This is a genomic window from Flavobacterium sp. ALJ2 (genome assembly GCF_015594725.1).
In the GTDB taxonomy this organism is placed as follows: domain Bacteria; phylum Bacteroidota; class Bacteroidia; order Flavobacteriales; family Flavobacteriaceae; genus Flavobacterium.
The window spans coordinates 39,366-59,020 of the sequence record NZ_JADNRC010000017.1 but is presented as its reverse complement, the minus strand read 5'-3'; the positions used below and the strand labels follow the sequence as shown (position 1 = coordinate 59,020).

The 19,655-nt window shown below is 32.0% G+C and carries 5 protein-coding genes; all 5 read left to right on the top strand.

All coding sequences use genetic code 11. The annotated features are described in order from the left end of the window. Positions 1–26 precede the first annotated feature (26 nt). The 5 genes from IUY40_RS16930 to IUY40_RS16910 all read left to right on the top strand — a co-directional run bounded on the left by IUY40_RS16930 (position 27) and on the right by IUY40_RS16910 (position 19,599). On the top strand, positions 27–2,195 hold the full coding sequence (locus IUY40_RS16930; RefSeq protein ID WP_195738047.1) for a hypothetical protein: 2,169 nt from the start codon (positions 27–29) through the stop codon (positions 2,193–2,195). Next, positions 2,195–5,182 (top strand): hypothetical protein, encoded by a 2,988-nt coding sequence (locus IUY40_RS16925; protein ID WP_195738046.1) that lies wholly within the window; start codon positions 2,195–2,197, stop codon positions 5,180–5,182. Before IUY40_RS16930 ends, IUY40_RS16925 begins: the two co-directional genes overlap by 1 nt. Positions 5,183–5,194: 12 nt before the next feature. Continuing rightward, on the top strand, positions 5,195–5,536 hold the full coding sequence (locus IUY40_RS16920) for a hypothetical protein (RefSeq protein WP_195738045.1): 342 nt from the start codon (positions 5,195–5,197) through the stop codon (positions 5,534–5,536). An 800-nt stretch (positions 5,537–6,336) separates the two neighbouring features. Then, a complete protein-coding gene (locus IUY40_RS16915; protein ID WP_195738044.1) occupies positions 6,337–13,740 on the top strand; it encodes a hypothetical protein in 7,404 nt (2,467 codons plus the stop codon). Between the two features lie 27 nt (positions 13,741–13,767). Further along, positions 13,768–19,599, top strand: a complete 5,832-nt coding sequence (locus IUY40_RS16910; protein WP_195738043.1) for a VWA domain-containing protein — start codon at positions 13,768–13,770, stop codon at positions 19,597–19,599. The last annotated feature ends 56 nt before the right edge of the window (positions 19,600–19,655 follow it).

Genomic DNA, 19,655 nt, shown 5'->3' with positions numbered 1-19,655 from the left:
TTAAAAATAATTTCATACCACTATATATGTCTGTACAGTCTCATTTTTTCACAGAGTCGGGAGGTCTTACTCAGGATGACCTAACCCAATCTTTTGGACCAGTTACCAATACTGAATCTGAATTTAGGTTGACTTCAAAATTTAATATAACGTCGTCTCAAAAAGCGTATTCAATCTGTAAAGGAGTTGTCTTAATTCAACCACAAGCAGGGAACTCCAATAAAGTAAACCTTATCCTTCGTCCTTATAAACAGCCTTTTCCAGGATTGAATATAAAATACTTTATCTACAGAGGGTTACAAAAGAGTGATTTCTTTACAACTGATCTTGACCCTTTAATAATTAAAAATGACAGCTCAACCTCTGATTTTATTAATAAAATAAACAAGGATTTTAATGATTTTCATCAAGGTCGTAAAAATCAAGATAATACTGGAATAGATGCTCCTCCATTTGCTCCCAAATTTATTGGCTATGATCCATTAGTCCCAGATGACGTATTATTATCTAATTTCTTTTTTAAAGAATCAGAATTTGTAGCTGCCGGAAACACTTTTGACGAAAAAGATAACTTCGAATTACCTATGATTGATATGGGGAAATCATTGGGGAATTTCGTCTCTGGAGAATGTGGAATTGACGTAGTATTAAACTATGGCGATTACAAACACAACTTTGATAATAGCGAGTTTATTTTTAACTTAGAATATGCTCGTCAAGCCGAAGCTAAAATTATTCTTAGCGGTACAGATTTAAAGAAAAAACTTCTACGTGAACAAAGTACTCAATTTATTGATATTGCTGCTTTTTATGGTTTATATGTTCCTGAAGGAATTGTAACTACAATTGCTACCGGAGTCAAAACTAATAAAAAGGGAACTGAAATTTACGATACTGTTATTAACAAATTTGCTACCAAAAATAATTGGTACATCTATATTCAAAGTGATCGAACCCGTAGTTATGATTTCTATGAGAACTATAAAATTAATACAGCTGGAGCAGAGAACTTAAAAACAGGACTATTAGAAGATCCTCATACCAAAATTGTTCCAATGACCGAAACTCAATATGGAACTAAAGGCTGGCCTGTTATCATTAATACCCAAACTCAAGCCAATACAGTCACTACAAATAATCTGTATTTGCAGTTGACAACCGACAATAACAACAATACTGCATTATACGGGCAAATTGCCAAAGTAGCTAATGCACAGAAAGATAATTTTATTAATGCCGATGGTTTACGACTTCCTCCTGATACCGATGGTAATTACGGACGTCTTACCTCAACAGTAAAGCTTACAACACCTGCTGTTGCTGGTAAAAACATAGCAACATTAAGCTTATTACTTTATCAGGGGATAATCAATGAATATTTGACTGATCCAATTCTAGATGAGAACGGAGCTCCAATTATCCAGCTCGGACAAGCTAACTTTTTTGATGATGTATTTAGTTTAATTAATGCTCAGCCTTTACTGAAATTAAGTGGAGATAGCAGATTTTCTAAAATGACTTCTGAAAAACTCAACTTAATAAATGAGTTTTACGATAAGAAACAGCAAGGTATTTCGGTAGTTCAAACACTCACCGTTAACGATGTAATCGAAACAGGAGTTGAAGCCAAACCAATAGTAGAGCGTGTTACCTATCTTACTGAAACTGCCGATGTCATGAACAATGCCGTATCTGCAACCGGAAGTACTACACCAGATACTAAAACCAGTGCTTCGGCCAGTGGTACTGTAACCAAAAGTAAAACCTATGAGTTACCAGAACCGTATTATTATGCTCGAAAATTATTCACTGACAGTACACAAACTATTACCGGACTAGAACTAAAAACGTTGGATAATAAAGTACCTAATAAGATCATTTTAGGGTTAACGAAAGCCGAAAATGACTTCATAAAAGAGAAAATTACTCCTGGTTTAAAAAACCCTCGCTTGTTTTTAATTGACCTCTTTGAAGACGGTAATGAATTGATCTCCCCCGAGAACATCAAATACCAAAAATACAAAGTGGCTGTCGTAGCAGAAGATACCGATGGGAAGAAAAAGCTTTTCAAACCTACTACTGACGTTTTTGTCTATTCGCTAGATAGGAAATACCATTTCAGTAAAGAGTATAGTGAGTATATGCCAGAAGACTCAAAAAAAGAATTAATGTTAGACTTAGATTTATCTTTATAATGGAACAAGCTGCAATTTTAAAATCAGGAATCGCTATTAAATTGACTGGTTTAACAAACCCAAAATATACTATATATGGTTTTTTAAATTCTTTTGAAACTGTCATTAATGGTGTCACAAAAAAGTTTAGAGAAACAGTAGTAAGTGATTTCAAAACAGAAGATCAAGTACATAAAGATGCCATTGGTGGATTTTATGAAGAACAATTTTTTCTAGAATATTTAACTGATAAAAATAAACTTTATCAATTAAAAGAACATTATTACACTTTTAAACCAGCAACAGTTGGAGATAAAATAAATGTTAGAAAATTAAAAGTTACTTCCCCTTACAACGACTTCTGTAAAATAGAAACATACAAATGGGCTTATCAACCTAATATACCAATTATTGATAATGGAACTTGGCAAATTACAATTCCGCCTGGAGTAGTTCCAAGTCCTTCAGAAGGAGAAAATGTCCAATTGAGTAATACTGCTATGCAATTTTATGCTCATAAAATTCAATTGTTTGTAACTCCTCTTACTGATACTAATGATAAACAAGCGAAAGCATTATTGTTTGCCAAAATTGCTATTCAAATAAACTCAATAGAGAATATCTTTAATTTAATTGAGTTAAATACTAATACTGATTTTGGCCAATATATAAATAGCCAAAAATCCGAATGGAGTACGCAACCTATTTTTGCGAATCCAACTATTGAAGTGTTAGAAGACTATATGAGAAATTTAACTAGTTTCTATAAAAGTTTTTATTCAAATCAGATTCTAATTAAAAAAGCTATAAAAAAAGACCAATTTTATTGGTTAGCAAAATGTCTATCTGCTGAAGCTTTAGCAACTGTACCAACAAATGACAAAATTGAATTATTAAAAAATATAAGTGATTATAGTCATCGGTTAACAGAAAATAACGGAGGAGAGCAATTAGCTTTAAAAGTAATAAAATCTTTCACTTTTGATTCTATTTCTGCAGTAGAGAGAAATGATTTACTTTATGCGCTAATGCAAATTCAGATTTATCAAATCTCAAATGCTTATAACCAAACAAACTCCTTTGATACTAAGCAAACTCTTTTTGAAATATTATATTCAAAAATTGATGATAATAGAACTGGAAGGTATTCCTACGGTATTTTCAATACTGATAACAATAGACAGAAATTTATATTAATGCTATATAAAATATGGAAATCTTCCAAATATAATCCTAAATATGCTGATCCATCATATACTGAAGGGGCAAATGCTTTTGGAATTTACCCAGAATCTTATTATATGAAATTGATTACTGATCCAGAAAGCTCGATCGAAAAAACTCAATATTATGATAGTATAAATTCTCCCGCAATTCTATCATACATTTCTTCAAGCAAAGAATCAAATGACCATTATATTAGAACAACAGGAGAACATTATATTTTAAATGAGTTAAAAGGAAAAAAAATAACTATTTTCAAACAAGAAAAGACTGAAGTTGTTGATCAGGATGGCATACATACTATAGATCATAAACCATTTATATATGGAGTATACGATTTATACCAACCTATTTCTATTATAGGCTTTAAACCAGATTTAGATTTAGTAGAAACTTTTAAAGATCCTGAAACTGGAGTTAATTTAAATGATCCTACACCCACCATTCCTGTTTTCTTCTTATATTATATGCAAGATTATAGTAATTTAAAAAAAATTGATTTTGGAATAATGCTCGCCACTGAAATTGCTTTAAATTTAATCGGTGTTGGGCAATTATCCAATTTAAAATATCTAAACTATCTATCAAAAACAAGAGCGGTTTGGACTGGTCTAGCTACTAGTTCAGAAACAGTATTACTATGGAAGGCAGTAACTGGAGTGAATGGTTTAATACAATTTACCGCAGGAAATGCCCTAGCAATTAGTATGTATATAGGAAATACAAATCCTGATCCAGACGTAAAAAAGTTTACAGAGAAGCTAAATATTTTTCTTGGAATCCTTACAATTGGCTCCTTATTATCTCATCCAACTATCAAAAGACGACTTTATGCAGCAGCAGCAGATGTTTTAACGCAAGAAAGAAAATTAATTTCATTAGGAAAACTTCATGGATTAGATATTGATACTATGAATGCAATTAGAAAATTATATGGTATAGATGATTTAATTGATTTAATGCAATTAAAATTAAACAATTTACCTTCTCATCTTAACGATAATGTTTTATTAAAATTTACTAACTTTACAAAAGATGAAAAATACAGTTTCTTTACAGATTTTTATAATTTAAAAGAAGAAACTAATTGGATGTCGATAAATCTAAAACGATACAAAAGTATAAACAATCAAATACAGGAATATACTTTAGTAGATATTTGGAAAAATGAAATTTTAATATTAAATTTTGCGAGAAAAGATCTTAGTTTTTTAATTTCGTTTAATAGAATTAAATATGTTAAAAATCATGAATTCAAACATGTAAGGTATTTAAAAAATGAAGCAGGTGGTCATTGGTTTTTATATGTTACTGAGAATATAAATGAAGTACCTTTTGTCAAATATTCAATAGTTAATGAAAATGTGACACAAACTAACATTCCGCTGGCTTTTAGAACAACTGTAGAAAATGTTAATGGTCATCTATTATATGAAAATTTATGGAAAGTAAATTTAAATACAACACCAAATCAGCTTAATGGTTTAAATGTAACAAAAAAAGCAAAGCATTATGTAATTAACCCTTTATGGAATGAGCAAAGACTATTAGAGGAAATGAGCTATGCATGGACAAATAAAATTATTTATACTCAACTCCCTCCTACACCTAAAAATATTTTAGGAACAAATTATGATGTTAGTACAACAACATATCGTTCCATATTTTCTGATGGTACAAAAATTGAATTTATACAGAGAAGTCATCAATTAGATCCTGTTACAGAAAGATTACAAATAGATCATTTATCTTTGATGACAATTGTTAAACAATATACCCCCTAAAATACAAAGAGCATGAAAAAACAAGATGAATTAAATTTAAAATTTTATAAAAAAATAGGCCCCTTTAATGAAATCGGATATATTTTAGATTCAAGCAATGCACTTGGTGAATACAAAAAATTAAACTTTATTCAAGTATTGCCTAAAATTGTCATTATTGATTTAATAAACACAATTAGTTTAATACAAAATAACCAACCATATGATTTAGATTTTCTTAATAGTGCAGAAGAATTTTCAGTATTTGATGTGGTTTTTTCTAGTCCTTATTTTTCAATTGATGGCTATCAAACAATCCATTTGAATGATTTTAAAATACTCTTACAAGAATGGTTATCATTTAGAAATTTATAATACCTCGACTATTTAGATATCCCAACACAACAATAACACGAAAAAATCCTTTTCCGTGTCTACAAAGATTATTAAACAATGTCTGTTAAATAATCGCTCCAGCCCACACACAATTTAAGCCATAATAAAGGAACTTGTCTTCACAAGTTCCGAGGCTTCTATTGCAAAGCTTAAACTATAGATAAGCTTACGATTACTAGCCAAAAAACATAAACCATGAAAACTAAAGCTAGAATAACAATCCCCAAACTGTGCTCTATTAGGTAGAAAGCATAAGGTAACACCCCCATAAAACATACATTTTTAATCTCCGAAGGAACTTACTCTACAAGCTCCCCTAGCGCACTAATGTGCATTTTCAAACTAAACCACTCTGCACTGAAAGTGAGAAGTTCGTTTTAACGAGAGACTGAAAGCTTCTCTATTATGAAAGCACGTTTAGCGCTATTAAAAGCAAAGGATTATATTTTTCACATTACTAGTAACGTAACAAATTACAGGGTTTTAAACCCGAATCTGATACCAACAATTCTCATAAACTTTCCGCTTTCTTTACAACCCTGTAAAGTCATAGAACATAGCTGTTAAACCAGCAAACACAAATTTTTTAAAGCTTCTTTTTAGGCTGATCTTTACACTATCAAAATAAAAAACACTGCTAAACGAATCATACTAAGCAGTTTTTTGAAGTCGTATTTAAGCCAAAAAGAATTAATTATTTAATTACTCACATTGATTGCAATAACAAGAATATGATCCTGCAAAATACGAACAAAAATAAAGTCAAAAAAAAATAGAATATGCCAACTAATCCAATTCCAGCGGTTCCAATGCCTACAGCAAGATACTACCCGCGATTATCTGAGGTAATCACTGCAGACGATTTACCTGAGTTTTTGTCGTTTGTTCAAAATGGCTTAAATGCCATTTTTGAAACTATACATTATAAAAACTTACAATATTCAAGAGGCTATCGTGGCGACTCGGCCTTTTACAGTCTGGATATTGTAACCAACAAGAAATTGGCAATTCCTTTGCCATTTGACTTAGCACTTGTGCTTAATCCTGACCTAACTGGCGACGACTCTACTATCTCATCCTTTCCTATTACACTCGAATATCAGTGGGAGATTTTAGCATTCCTAAAAACGTTTAGTTCAAGCGAATTTTCTTTTTCATTGAAAGATTTTTATGCATTGGGACTTCAGGTTTTTCGTATTAGCGAAGAACAGGTAGTTGCTCATATGCTTAATATTTTTGTTGAAGCTGCTGATGGAATTACAAAATATGAACAGCTTTTAACTGATATTAATGACTTACAAAAACTAACAGGAAGTGAAGGATATCAAGAATTAAAATTTCCAGTAGGTATCGAACAATCTATTGGAAGTCTATCTAAACTTATTAATGATCATCCTGGAATTACAGAATCTATTCCGCTGCTATTGTTTGCTGTTTATATCTTAAAATCAGATTTATCAGATACCAAAAGAAGACTACAGGAATTTTATAACATTATCGCTCCAGACGGTATTGAAGCACATATTAAAAGAATTATTACTCCTAAAGCCAAGGCTACACTAGCATTGAGCGCTGGAATAGAATTTCCTCAAAAGATATTAAGACCGATCAATCCAAATGGGTCAGCGTATAAGGATCCAAATGCAAAATCAGTTTTTGTATTTGCACAAGCGCAATTATATGCTGATACCGAGGCTGGAATTGGCTATCAATTAGAACTAGGAGGAACTTTAAAACCTTCTTCTACCGCCATGATTGGCAATACCGGATTAATTCTTGAACTAGACACTTTAAAAGTCGATTTAAGCAAGAAAACCAATATTCCAGAAGCTGATGCAGATGGCAGACCTAATGACTTTGTTGGGGTATATGCCCGTGCCATATCGGTAACATTACCGTCCAGATGGTTTAATGATGACAAAAAAGAAATAGGAAATACTGCACCAACATTAAAAATTGGTGCCTCTGATCTATTAATTGGTACAGGAGGTTTATCCGGTAATATTTATTTGGAAACTGTTCCTGTTCCTACTGGTAATGGCTTGAGTTATTTTAATGACAAGTTCGACTTTCTTTATCCGATCACTATGTTCGAAACGGGCGAAGAAGATAAGGTGGTTAAGGAAAAAGAAATTGCTGATTATACTGCTTTAATCCAGCATTTAGAAGAATTAGATACTTTAAAACTACCTTGTGCTTTTAAATATCCATTGGTACTAAAAACCAATGCCAACTTACTATCTGCATTAGTAAGACCTAATACGATTTACAGCTTTAATACCGCTAAGGAATATCAAGATTTTTTATCAAAACTTATCGAAAATACGTTATGGAAAACTATAGGTTCACCTAGTAATGGTTTTAAAATAGGTTTTAACAAATTTGACATTTCTTTCAAACAAAACAAGGTTATTGGTTCTAATATTAAGGGACAATTAATCCTAAATAAGTTTAAAAAACCTGATGGAAAAACTCCTTTCAGCGCTGTTCTCGAGGGGCATTTGTACGATGATGGCGATTTTAACCTTACCGCTTCTTTTGAAAAAGAAAGTGCTCCAACAGCCATTTTATTTAATCTTGTACAATTTGACTTCTTTAGTTTCGAATTAGGGAAGCAAGATGAAGATTTTTATGTAGGAACTTCATGTTATGTTTCGTTTCCAAACCCAATAATGGATAATATCATGCAAGGTCAAGGAATTGACATCGAAAAACTTCGTATTTACAGTGATGGTAATATCGAGGTTCAGGGTGGTTCTATTCCAATACCATTGAATCGAACTTTAAATCTTGGGCCTGTTAAAATGACTATTTCTAACGTTAATTTTGGATCTACTCAAATTAATGGGCGTAAATATAACTTTTGGGGATTTGATGGTGCTATTAGTATCAATCCGTTAGGTGTAGATGCTCGTGGAGAAGGTGTTAAATATTACTATTGCACTGAAGAAGGTCATAAGGATGATTTTTTAAGAATTCAAACCATCGAAGTAGATTTAATAATTCCTGGATCTGCATCTGAATCATCAGCAATGGCTATTATTAACGGAATGATTTCTTTACCTCAACCAGGTGTATCACAAGAATTTATGGGTGAGGTTTCGTTGAAATTACCAAAAGCAAAAATTTCTGGCGGTGTTGGAATGCGTTTTATGCCTAAATACCCTGCATTTTTGGTAGATGCACATATTGATCTTCCTACTCCCATTCCTTTAGGATTCCTTTCTATTTCTGCTTTTAGAGGTCTGTTAGGATTTAGATATGTGGCAACCAAAGAAGCTGTAGGCTTAACTACAGATAAATCTTGGTACGAATTTTACAAACATCCAAAACCTGGAATAAACATTAAAAAATTCAGTGGTCCTCCAGATTCTTTACAATACAAATCACCATTTTCTATTGGAGCTGGAGCTACCTTTGGCACTGTTGCAGATGGTGGACACGTATTATCATTACGCGCAATGATGTTATTGTCTCTACCTACCTTATTTTATATTGAAGCAGGATTAAACGTTATTGCTGGACGATTAGGACTTATTGAAGATGATCCTAGTAATCCTCCGTTTTTTGCTATGGTCGCTTTTGGAGACGACTCTCTAGAATTAGCTGCTGGAGCAGAATTTAGTATTCCTAAAGATAGCGGGGAAATTTTTAAATTAAATGCTTTATTAGAAGCTGGTTTTTTCTTTAAAAATCAGAAACCTTGGTATGTTAATATCGGATCAAGAAAAGATCCAATTATGGCTAGAATATTAACTTTATTCTCCGCCAAAGCATTTATTATGCTTTCTGCTCAAGGAATAGAAGCTGGTGCCAGATTAGATTATAAACTAAATAAAAGTTTTGGTCCTGCTAAAGTAAGACTATGGGCTTATCTTGAGTTAGGGGGGAAAATTTCATTTAAGCGTCCACAAATGGGTGGTTACATTGCTGCTGGTGGAGGAATTAATATTAAAATTTGGATTATAAAAGTAGAAATTGGACTAGACACTATATTCTCCATCGAATCATTTAAACCATTTTTAATCTATGCTAAAATCGAATTAAATGTACGTGTTAAAATTGGTTTTATTAGGGTACGTAAAAAATTCTTAATTGAGCTTCAATGGGATATTAACAGAGTCATTGACCGTACTCCTTTTAGCCCACTTCCTATGGGAACACATGGTGATGATCAGGATAACAGAACTTCCGAATCGGTAAAAGGGGTACACATGTTAACAAATCAAGGGTTCCCTCTTAATTTTTTCACCAGTTCCCCTACTAATCCAATCCAAATTACTAAAGTAATTCCTTTAGACACATATATCGATATTAAAATGGCTAAGGGATTATTACCTAATGCTAATCTGGCTAAAATTATTGGGGGTTATACTGGTGATGCAAAAAATTACACCGATATGATGCCTCCAATTAGTACTGCAGGAGGAAGAAAATTGCGTCAGGTAAAACATCAATACTCTATTAAATCAATTGGTTTAAAATCATGGAATACTATTTCGAATAAATGGGAAAATTACCATCCGTTTGAAGCTGTTGTAGAACAAAAAGACAGGGATAAAGTTGGACAATTACCATGGGCTCAATGGCAAAAAGTAATTGATCAATATGATAGTATTCGAGTTTTAGCAACCAATCCATTTTCGTTTCTAAGCGCTGGGGAACCTGGTTGGTATGTTCCGGAACAATACGGAATTACTCCATCTAAATTGTTCTGTGTATCTGATAAAATAAAAAAAGAACATACCAATTTCTTAAATAAAAGAATTGGAAAACGTTTTTATATACCTATGCAATATGAAGCAGATAAAATTAATGGGCTGTTTTTTAAACTCATTGGAGATACTCCAGAGATTTTAGAAACCAATAAACTTGGAGGTGGAGATTTTATGAGCATTACTGCAGAAGGTAATCCTTTTGGCTATAGAAGATCTTTATCTTTCAAAAACTACAATCAGTTAGAAATTATTTTCCCTGAATCGGCTATTGAACCTACTTTAAAACTAACAACTCGTGCAAAAAACGTAAAAATAATAGCATATACTGCTGTTACAGAAAAAGATAAAAAATTCGTCACTTATAAAGAAGTTCAATTGAAAAAAACTGCTAATGCAACAGTTATTTCAACTGAGTTAACATATACTAGAACTGAATTGTTAAAGGAAATAACTTTATTTGATGCAAATAGTGATCCTATTTCAAAAACTAAAATTGATAAAATTGTAATTATTCCTCTATCAGCAAAGACTGAACGTATGATGCAAATCAGAGAAGAGATAGAAGCATTATTTGATAGCACCTATACAGATACTGAAGGAGAAATCTCAATTTCTACTCCAAATGACACAGTAAAATACAATCTTTTATTAGCCGAATTAGCAAAGTTAAAAATAGATTCAGGTAATAGTACAATTGACAGCTCTACTCCTCTTACATTTTCTCGCTTTTATGGTTATAAAGGAAAAGTTGATTATGTATTTGATAAAGTTTTTAAATATGATAACACATATCTTATTTCGTTTCATCCACAGCCAAACACAACAGTTCTTCTTCAAATTGATGTTAATGGAAGAATATTAAGAGAGCGTTTGTTAAATGGTGTGGTAACTTCAATGCAAGTAGTAAATGGTAATTTGTTCCTTACTCAAGGCATGGATGCCAAACAATGCAAAGGAATTGGAGAAGCAATTATTGACTATGATTTTGTTGTAGGCTGTCAAAATCCAATTGCTTCAACAGCTATTATTGAACTTGATTCTGAATTGAACCAGAATTTTGGAATGAAATACCTAAGTACCTATTCTAAAGGGTTTAACAAATTATTACCTCTGGACAACAATGAACTACTTTGGATTAACACATTAACTGATGGAACTCAAATTAACTGGATTAACGGAAATGATCGTGCTATTATTCATTGCACAAAAATCAGTGAAATAGTAATTAAAGTACTTCAGCACAGTGGTACTGAATTTAGCTTGATTACAAAAGATAAAAAAATCATTAGTATTAGCATTAACACAGCTACTAAAGCTATAACTGTAACTGATACAAAAATAGTTTCTGATGCCTCTGTTACCGAAATTACTGATGCAATCGTTGCAAATGGTACAATTTTAATGTCACTTAAATTAGCTGACGGGAAATTTGGTTTGGCTCAAATTAATGGAACCTCTCTTAAGATAGTTAAAAACGATGCAATTTTTGACTCGGCTATCTATTTATCAAATAATGCCTTAACCGATAACTCAATTCTGGCTTATAATGAACATTATTTATTTGTATTCAATTCTACATTAGGGCTTACAAGATTAATCAAAAGAAATAGTACAATAGATAATGCGTCTATAATTACTATCCAAAACGATTCGGTAGCTAATGAAATCCTAATGCTTTCTTCTAAACCGAATGAAAGAGGAATTTATTTCTCTCTATTTAATGATCTATTCGATAACTGCGCGTTATATCCAATAAAGAAAGTTGAAGTAACGGCATCAAGCTTAGTCTTAGCGAATGGAACTACTAGTTTAATTGAGCTTAATACTGATACAAACTTAAACTATACAAGAGCAACCAGAAATTCTAAATTAATTACTATAAATAGTGTAATCTGCTCAATAGGAAATAATACCGAAAATGAAGAATTAGAGTACACGACTTTTATACAGAGCATCGATTGGTTAACTAAAGAAAGTTATTTTCATAATACAACCATACCATCTTTTAAAGATGTAGAAGAAGATAATAAAGCCATGAAGGACGCTATTCAAAACACCGTTCAGCCTATTTGGAGACCAAATACCACCTATTGTTTAGACTTTGAATTACTAGATACTGTAGATGACAAAAATGAAACATCGTTTAAATACTATTATGGTTTTAAAACTTTAGGCCCTATAGGTCACTTTCCTGTTGCCGATCCTGTAACACCAGCTGGGCAAGATCCTGCTCCAAAAAATGAATTAACCGATTTAGCAAAATCACCATTAACCTCTTTAAGACAGTATATAGATTACAACCGTTCTTACCCTAATGCCGATGGAAATTTATTACAATCAAAACCTGTTTTTTATGGAAATGAGCAATGTGAAGTTTCGTTATTTTTTACAAATCCATATGCCTACCACATGTTTAAAGACTGGTCAGACTATGAAACTTCTAGACCAAAGATGGCAGGCGCTTTAAACCTTATTATTAAAGATCCTCTTAATGATGTGCTTATTCCGTATCCGTTACAAGACGAGATAACCACATATCCTAAAGTAGAAAAAAAGGAAAAAGGAGAAGAATGGGTAAGTGATACTGACCCCAGACTACCTTTAGGTATAAAATTGTTAAATAATTTTATCAATTCAAAACCTGAAATGGAATGTACACTAACGCTTGGAAGTCCTTTACAACCAAGATCATACGGCTATAGTGTAAAGTTAACAAATTTAAAGCCTTCGAAATTGTATACGATTTTAGCAAATAATTATTTTGATACTAGCAAAAATCTAGATGAAAATAAAGGCAAAAATGTACTTGTACATCAATTTGGATTCCAAACCTCACGTTACAGAAACTTTGAAAAACAAATACAAAGTTATGAGATTGGAGAAAAAAATAATACTGGACTTGTCGTTAAGTCACGTAAGGCATTATTTGATGTAAAACTAAATTTAAGTGACAATCAAATTACAGCTTTAAACAACGTTATTATTGGTCAAGAAGATGCACTAAGTGATTCAATGGCATTAAAACACCAACATCCATTTGATCATGCTATCGAGGGAATTTTAAACTTATCTCCTCTTGATCCGGCACAAAGCACCGAAATCAATCGCATTATCAACACCAATACTGGAGATATCGTAGCACTTTTAGTTCGTAATCCTGAACCTTTTAACATTCCTAAAATACCATTAGAAGAAATTAAGGATACAATTATTGTAGGCATTCCTAGTATAGAAATAATTGATAATAAAGAAGTTGAAAAATTCACCCAAAACTTTGACTACAACACATTGCATTCAAAAGATTATTCTCAGGTTCTGATTATGCATGACAGTAAAAGAATTACTGACAAGAGCTTAGATATCCTATTTGAATATAGAATGTGGAATAATAAAGCAGTAACTGTAAAGGGTGCAATACCGCTGACATTACCAATTGATAAGCAGCCATTACACTTAGAATTATAAAATATAAATCTTTAAAAACAAGAAAAAATGAGTTCTATAAATCTTCAATCAAGTCAGCCCTCTGGTTGCGAAACATATATAGCCATTGTCGTCGATGAATCGGGTTCGATTAACCAAAATGAAGCAAAGCAAATACGTGAGGGTCTAACTTCATTTATCAATTCTCAAGCTCAGAGCAACATCACGCTATCCTTAATCGGAATGTCAGCTAACGATAATGATTCCAGATCTGGTCATATTATTCAAAAAAGAATATCAGGCAATCAATCCGAATTTTTAAATTGGATCAATTCATTTGGCTCAAGATCAATCAATGCCCAATCAGATTATTGGGCATCTGGTCTGGGTGTTGTAAACAACTTAACCGTAATTCCAGATATCATTGTTGTTGTTACCGATGGTTTACAAGTTAATGATCCCAATAAACTGAAGGTTTTATATAATGATCTAAACGAAAAATCTCATATTTTTGTTTATGGCGTAACGAGTACTGAGAGTAATGCTACTGAATTAGTAACGCCGCTTACTTCCTTTTTAGGAAAAACACCTGTTGCAAAAACCAATGGACTTTCTATTCTCAACACAGACTATATGAGAGTTCCTGATTTTAGTACTTTAGGAGAGGTGTTAAGACAGCTTAATAATGATTTATCTGCCGAACAAATAGGATGTCTTCCCAATGTGAGCATCATTCAAAATAAATTGGTTTATCCTGTTTTAAGAAAAGGCCTTAGTACTCGTCAGGATGCAGGAACTTTAGTTCTTAAAAACAAAAGTCGTGTTGCCCTTACTTTAGCTGCTGGAACAAAAATTCACAGTGCCAGTAATTTAAACGGATTGATTTTTAAACTTAGAGATACTGTTACTATTCCTGGATTATCTCAAATAGGGGCACCTATTCGTATTGAAGGAACACCAATATTACTTGGCGATAATTCTGCACTAATTGTTTTAAAGAACGTTACTAATCCTAATGCTTTCAAAATCAATTTTAATGTTTCAAAAGAGGTTTATATTGTTGGAACTACCTCAGGTAAAACAGCTTTACAATCGTCTGACTTACAAATTGCAGCTTCTGGTTCAAAAGGAATTGACAGTACTAGAGGAATTCACCTTCGTTGGCTCTTCGCTGGCGAATTAGGAGATAAACATCTTCCGAAAGGAGATTTATTTACAGGTACAAAATCTAAATTCAACAAACCAGATGATTTCGTAAAACTGTACAGAGCGCCATACACTAAAGTATGTACTAATTTAAACTTAAGTAAGGCACCAAAATTAGTAGACTCTAAAAATGCAATATGGATTTATAGAACAACTAATCCTGAAAGATCATTTTATGTTCGATTTACAGAAACAGAAAAATATTCTTTAGTAAGTAAGAGTATTAATCCATTAATAAATCCTTCTGGTTTTATTCAGGCGTATGGAAATAACATTATCGAAATTGAAAATAAAAATGAATTATTCTTTGCGGCCGAATTAAACTTTGGCTCGGTAAACAACTCTAGTGTTGTAAGATTAGAATCTTTATCTGTTGAAGAAAATAATATTGCAGCTGCAAAAAAAATAAGTAATCGCAAAACATATTCTTCAACACAAGCAAATACAATTCGTGTAGTAGCAGAAAATGGCAGAAGTATCCGATTTAGAGCTAATAATTGTTTATTAACGGAGATCAATTTTGAGTTTTATTCTGATTTTATTCAGCATGCAAACGATAATGGAGAGTGGGATTTAAAAGGAAAATATGCGTTAAGCAAAAATGATACAACCGTATTTGAACAATTAGAGCCAAAACTAAATTGTGTACATGGAAAATGGTTGAAATTTAATGATGATGAATATGTAAACATCGACAACTATAAAGACAAATGGAAAAAAACAACAGCTCCAGATGATAAAAACATTAAACAAGTTGTTCAAAGTTATCTAGACTTAAGCTTAGATAGTAATAATCAAAAGGCTTACGAAACTGTATCTTTTAAAGACAAAGTTCCTACGAATGAACCTAAAGACGGTGAAGTTGCTGAATTTGCTGAAAATTCAACTGATATATCCAATCTGGATTTATTAAACATTGCTGCATATGATTATCATATAGCACGTATGTTGGGTTTGGGTTGTATTGACATTGACGATGTTGTTCTTTCTGGAGAGTTTATTTATTTAACAGAATATACCACATTTGGAGATCTAAAAGTGGGTAAGGTATCAGGTGAGGTACTGCATCTTTCTATGAGTATTCCAACCTCTATAGCAACTGAGCGTCTTCCGCTACCAGTGCAATTAAGCAAGATTGTACCAGGATTAAATGTTGATTCAAAAGAAAATGAACCTGTAAAAATTACAGATCCAAACGGATATAGCTTTGATGGAAAGAAAAGGTATGCGAGTTTATTCATGGATGATATCATGGATTATGATAACTATACTGATACTAATTTCTTTCTTTCTTTATTAGAATTTGACGGAAGTACTTTTACTTTTCCTGTTTATGCGGGTATAGAACATAAAATTAAAGATCATGATCAGACTTGGGTAAAGCCCGAATTAGCATTTGATACGGAATACTATAATGTTACCAAAGAATTAACCCAAGGCTCATATGAACCTACTCCAATTATTATTCCAGATTCAGGAAAATCATTTTTAAATGTTCTTCAAGAAAAAATAGGCAAACACACATATATATATCAAGGATACGGAATTAATATCTTCTCTAGAGCAACTACTGGAAGGCAAATAGAAATTACATCTAATATAAAACCTGCCAATAGTTTAATGCCTCCTACTGGTATTAATACACTTTTAATTACTCCTGAAAACCCTTTGATGTTTACATCAAAAACAGAACAGAATCTCTTAGATAAGATTACCGGAACTGACAAAACCTATATTAGGCTTCTTTTTGATTATTATTCTATTCAGGAATTATTAAGTTATAGTATTCCTGATAATATGACTATTGAAGATGCTCTGCAAGCAGATACAATCTTCCCAGATAGTGAAGAGCTATATGCAGATTATTTTAAACTTTATTACAAAGACGATCTTCCGCAAGTAGAATATGCACAAATTACTGACATTAAAAACGATACAGAAGATATTCTTACTTCTATTATTGAAATTAAAGGCTATACAGTTCTTAGTAGTGGTGAAAAAATTAATGTTACATTAAATGATACAAATAGCAAAAGATTTGTTGGGGGGATTTTAACCATTGGAGATCAAAATTATATCATCAATAAAGTTGAAGTATTTAATGATTCAAAAGCTAAGTTTAACTATGCAAATGTGCATATACTTAAAAAAGAAGTCGCTGAAAGTTTCCTTTCGAACGGGGATGCTACTGCAGATTCTGAGCAAATAAAAGACATTAAGATGCCTGGAAACGGTTTATGCACATTAGTTGAAAATATGCTAACGCCATCTAATTGGCATCAATCTAGACCTCTTGATTTTAATGTTCAGTTACCACAAGTCTTAAAAAAAGTTAATAGAGAAGTTATACAGTTCAGAGATAGTGAAGGTACTACCGATCTAAAGGTAGAAAAAACAAGAGGGATTTGGAGCAAAAACGTAACAATTGAAAAGATTAAAGAAAAAGCATATCAAGTAGATGAAAACGGTCAATATGTATTAGATTCACAAGATAATGTAATTGAATTACCCAAAGAAGAAAACAAACATTTTGGTTTATATCAGCTTACCTTCAATGGGTATAAATTAGCTCAACATCCACAATACAAAGAAAATATTGAGAACTCTATTGAATGGTTTAATGGAACTGTCCGATTATTTACCGAAAGTTGCTTTGAACCAGGAAATCCAATTCCTGTAAAACCTAGAAAAGAGTTTAAAGTTGTTCAAACAAAAAATATTGGAACAACAAATGACTTAATACTAATTGTAAATGATCCTAATTTTAAAATAAAAATGGATGGCAAACAAGAAGTAGATCCAGCTTATGATAAAATTATTATTGGAAACAAGGAAGTAAACTATTATCCAAGCTATAAAGTATCGCTTTTTGCTGATCTTGCATTTGGTTTAACAGCAGCTAATATTTTGCCGAGAGAGGATGAAAGCACACATTATTCAATTTTCGGAATTAGTAGTCATTCTAATTTGTTTGATTATGATTCAAAAATTAGTGTTCCAAGTCCTATGTATGCTGTGAAAATTGAAGAACCGATTAGACCAGAAGAAGTAAAAGGAGGTTTATATGCCACTCGACCAGACTTCTTTAATCGTTCTACCTATACATTTACAACCAAATATAGCCATAAACCATATGGAGCCTTACATTATAGAGCTAACGATGAAGGATTATTAAGTGTATTATATGAGAGAAGTACGATTGATACCATCCGCAAAAAGTTAAAAAAACTTGGTGGAAATAATGAAACCTTTTTTACAAACAGATGGGAGAATTTATTAAACTTTGATACTCTCTTATCTCAAAATAAACTATTGAATCCTAGTGATGAATTAGAGCATGATAAGAAACCCAATCCTCTTCCTCCAAGAAAAGAATTAAACTATAAAGAGTATCCGTCTCAAGGTGATCCTATGCTTAAATTTAGATTGCCTTCACCAGATAACAAGCAATTAATAGCTGCTATAAATGATTTTATAGATTGGCATAATCAATCGCTACCAAAATCAATACCGGCAGTACCTAAGATCACTTTATTAACAGCTATTAATGATATTATAATTTCTACAGAACATGGAATTAAAAAAAACTTATTAGCTATCCATTTTATTGAGCAGGCTATCCATACAGCATTTGTACCTCTTACTGAAGTACCTGTTATCTATGATCATATTAATGATAATAAATACGTGCCTATCAATAAAAAACAGACAATCAAGGATAAAAACGGGCATATTTTAAAGACTACAGATACTGATTTTGATATAGCACCAATGATGAAAGTCATAGATGCTACTAAAAACATAACACAGTTTACCGATTTTAATCTAGATGGAAATTCACAAAACTTTTACTTCTATGGCGTTCGTGAGATGGATATCAAAATGAATTTTAGTGAATTTGGTCCCTATTTAGGACCTGTGAAATTAGTGCCTTCTAATCCGCCTCAAACTCCTGAAATTAAGCGTATCATGCCAATTTTAGAAAATCGAGTATTAGGAATCAAACCAGCAATTCAAATAGAACTAAATGACTATCAACCAGAGTACAATATTAAGAAGATAAACATTTATCGTGCAACTTCAATGCTTGATGCACAATCCATAAGAACGATGACTCCTGTTAAGGAAGTTTTAATTGGAGAAGATACTCTATCTGCTAGTTTTGATAATGTATGGACAGTATATGATGAGTTTGAAGATTTGGAGAGTATTCCTTTTGGAGAGGGGCTTTTTTATAGAATTACCGTTTCGCGCGAAATTGAATATGCAGATCCGAGCTCAACTGAATTGAATCCTATTGTTAATATTGATTATACACCGTCTCAACCGTCAAAAATTACTGCAACAGTAATTCCTGATACAGTTTCACCACAATCATCAGTATTAAAAGCAACTAGAACTCTAACAGGAATAAATGAATCTATCTTAAAACCAGTTATTTTTAATTGGGAGAAGACTGTTCATAATGGTAAATACCATCTGTACAAGATGAATAATCAAGGAAATTGGGATAAAATTCATGAGGTTACTTCCAACTATTATACAGTATCTCAACCTTTACTACAGACCAAACTAGCAACTGATGAATTAATCATTAAAACTGAAGATGGTAGCAGAATCTATCATCATTTCAAAATGATTTCTGAGAATTCTTCTGGTATGTATAGTAGCGAAGAAAAAATTCTAACGCTTTAAATCTAAAAAATCCCAATGAATAATTTCATTGGGATTTAAAACTGGCTGATCAAATA

Excerpts from the sequence above, each read along its gene's own strand:
- IUY40_RS16920 (WP_195738045.1), top strand. The coding sequence starts at position 5,195 with ATGAAAAAACAAGATGAATTAAATTTAAAATTTTATAAAAAAATAGGC.
- IUY40_RS16930 (WP_195738047.1), top strand. The coding sequence starts at position 27 with ATGTCTGTACAGTCTCATTTTTTCACAGAGTCGGGAGGTCTTACTCAG.
- IUY40_RS16910 (WP_195738043.1), top strand. The coding sequence starts at position 13,768 with ATGAGTTCTATAAATCTTCAATCAAGTCAGCCCTCTGGTTGCGAAACA.
- IUY40_RS16925 (WP_195738046.1), top strand. The coding sequence starts at position 2,195 with ATGGAACAAGCTGCAATTTTAAAATCAGGAATCGCTATTAAATTGACT.
- IUY40_RS16915 (WP_195738044.1), top strand. The coding sequence starts at position 6,337 with ATGCCAACTAATCCAATTCCAGCGGTTCCAATGCCTACAGCAAGATAC.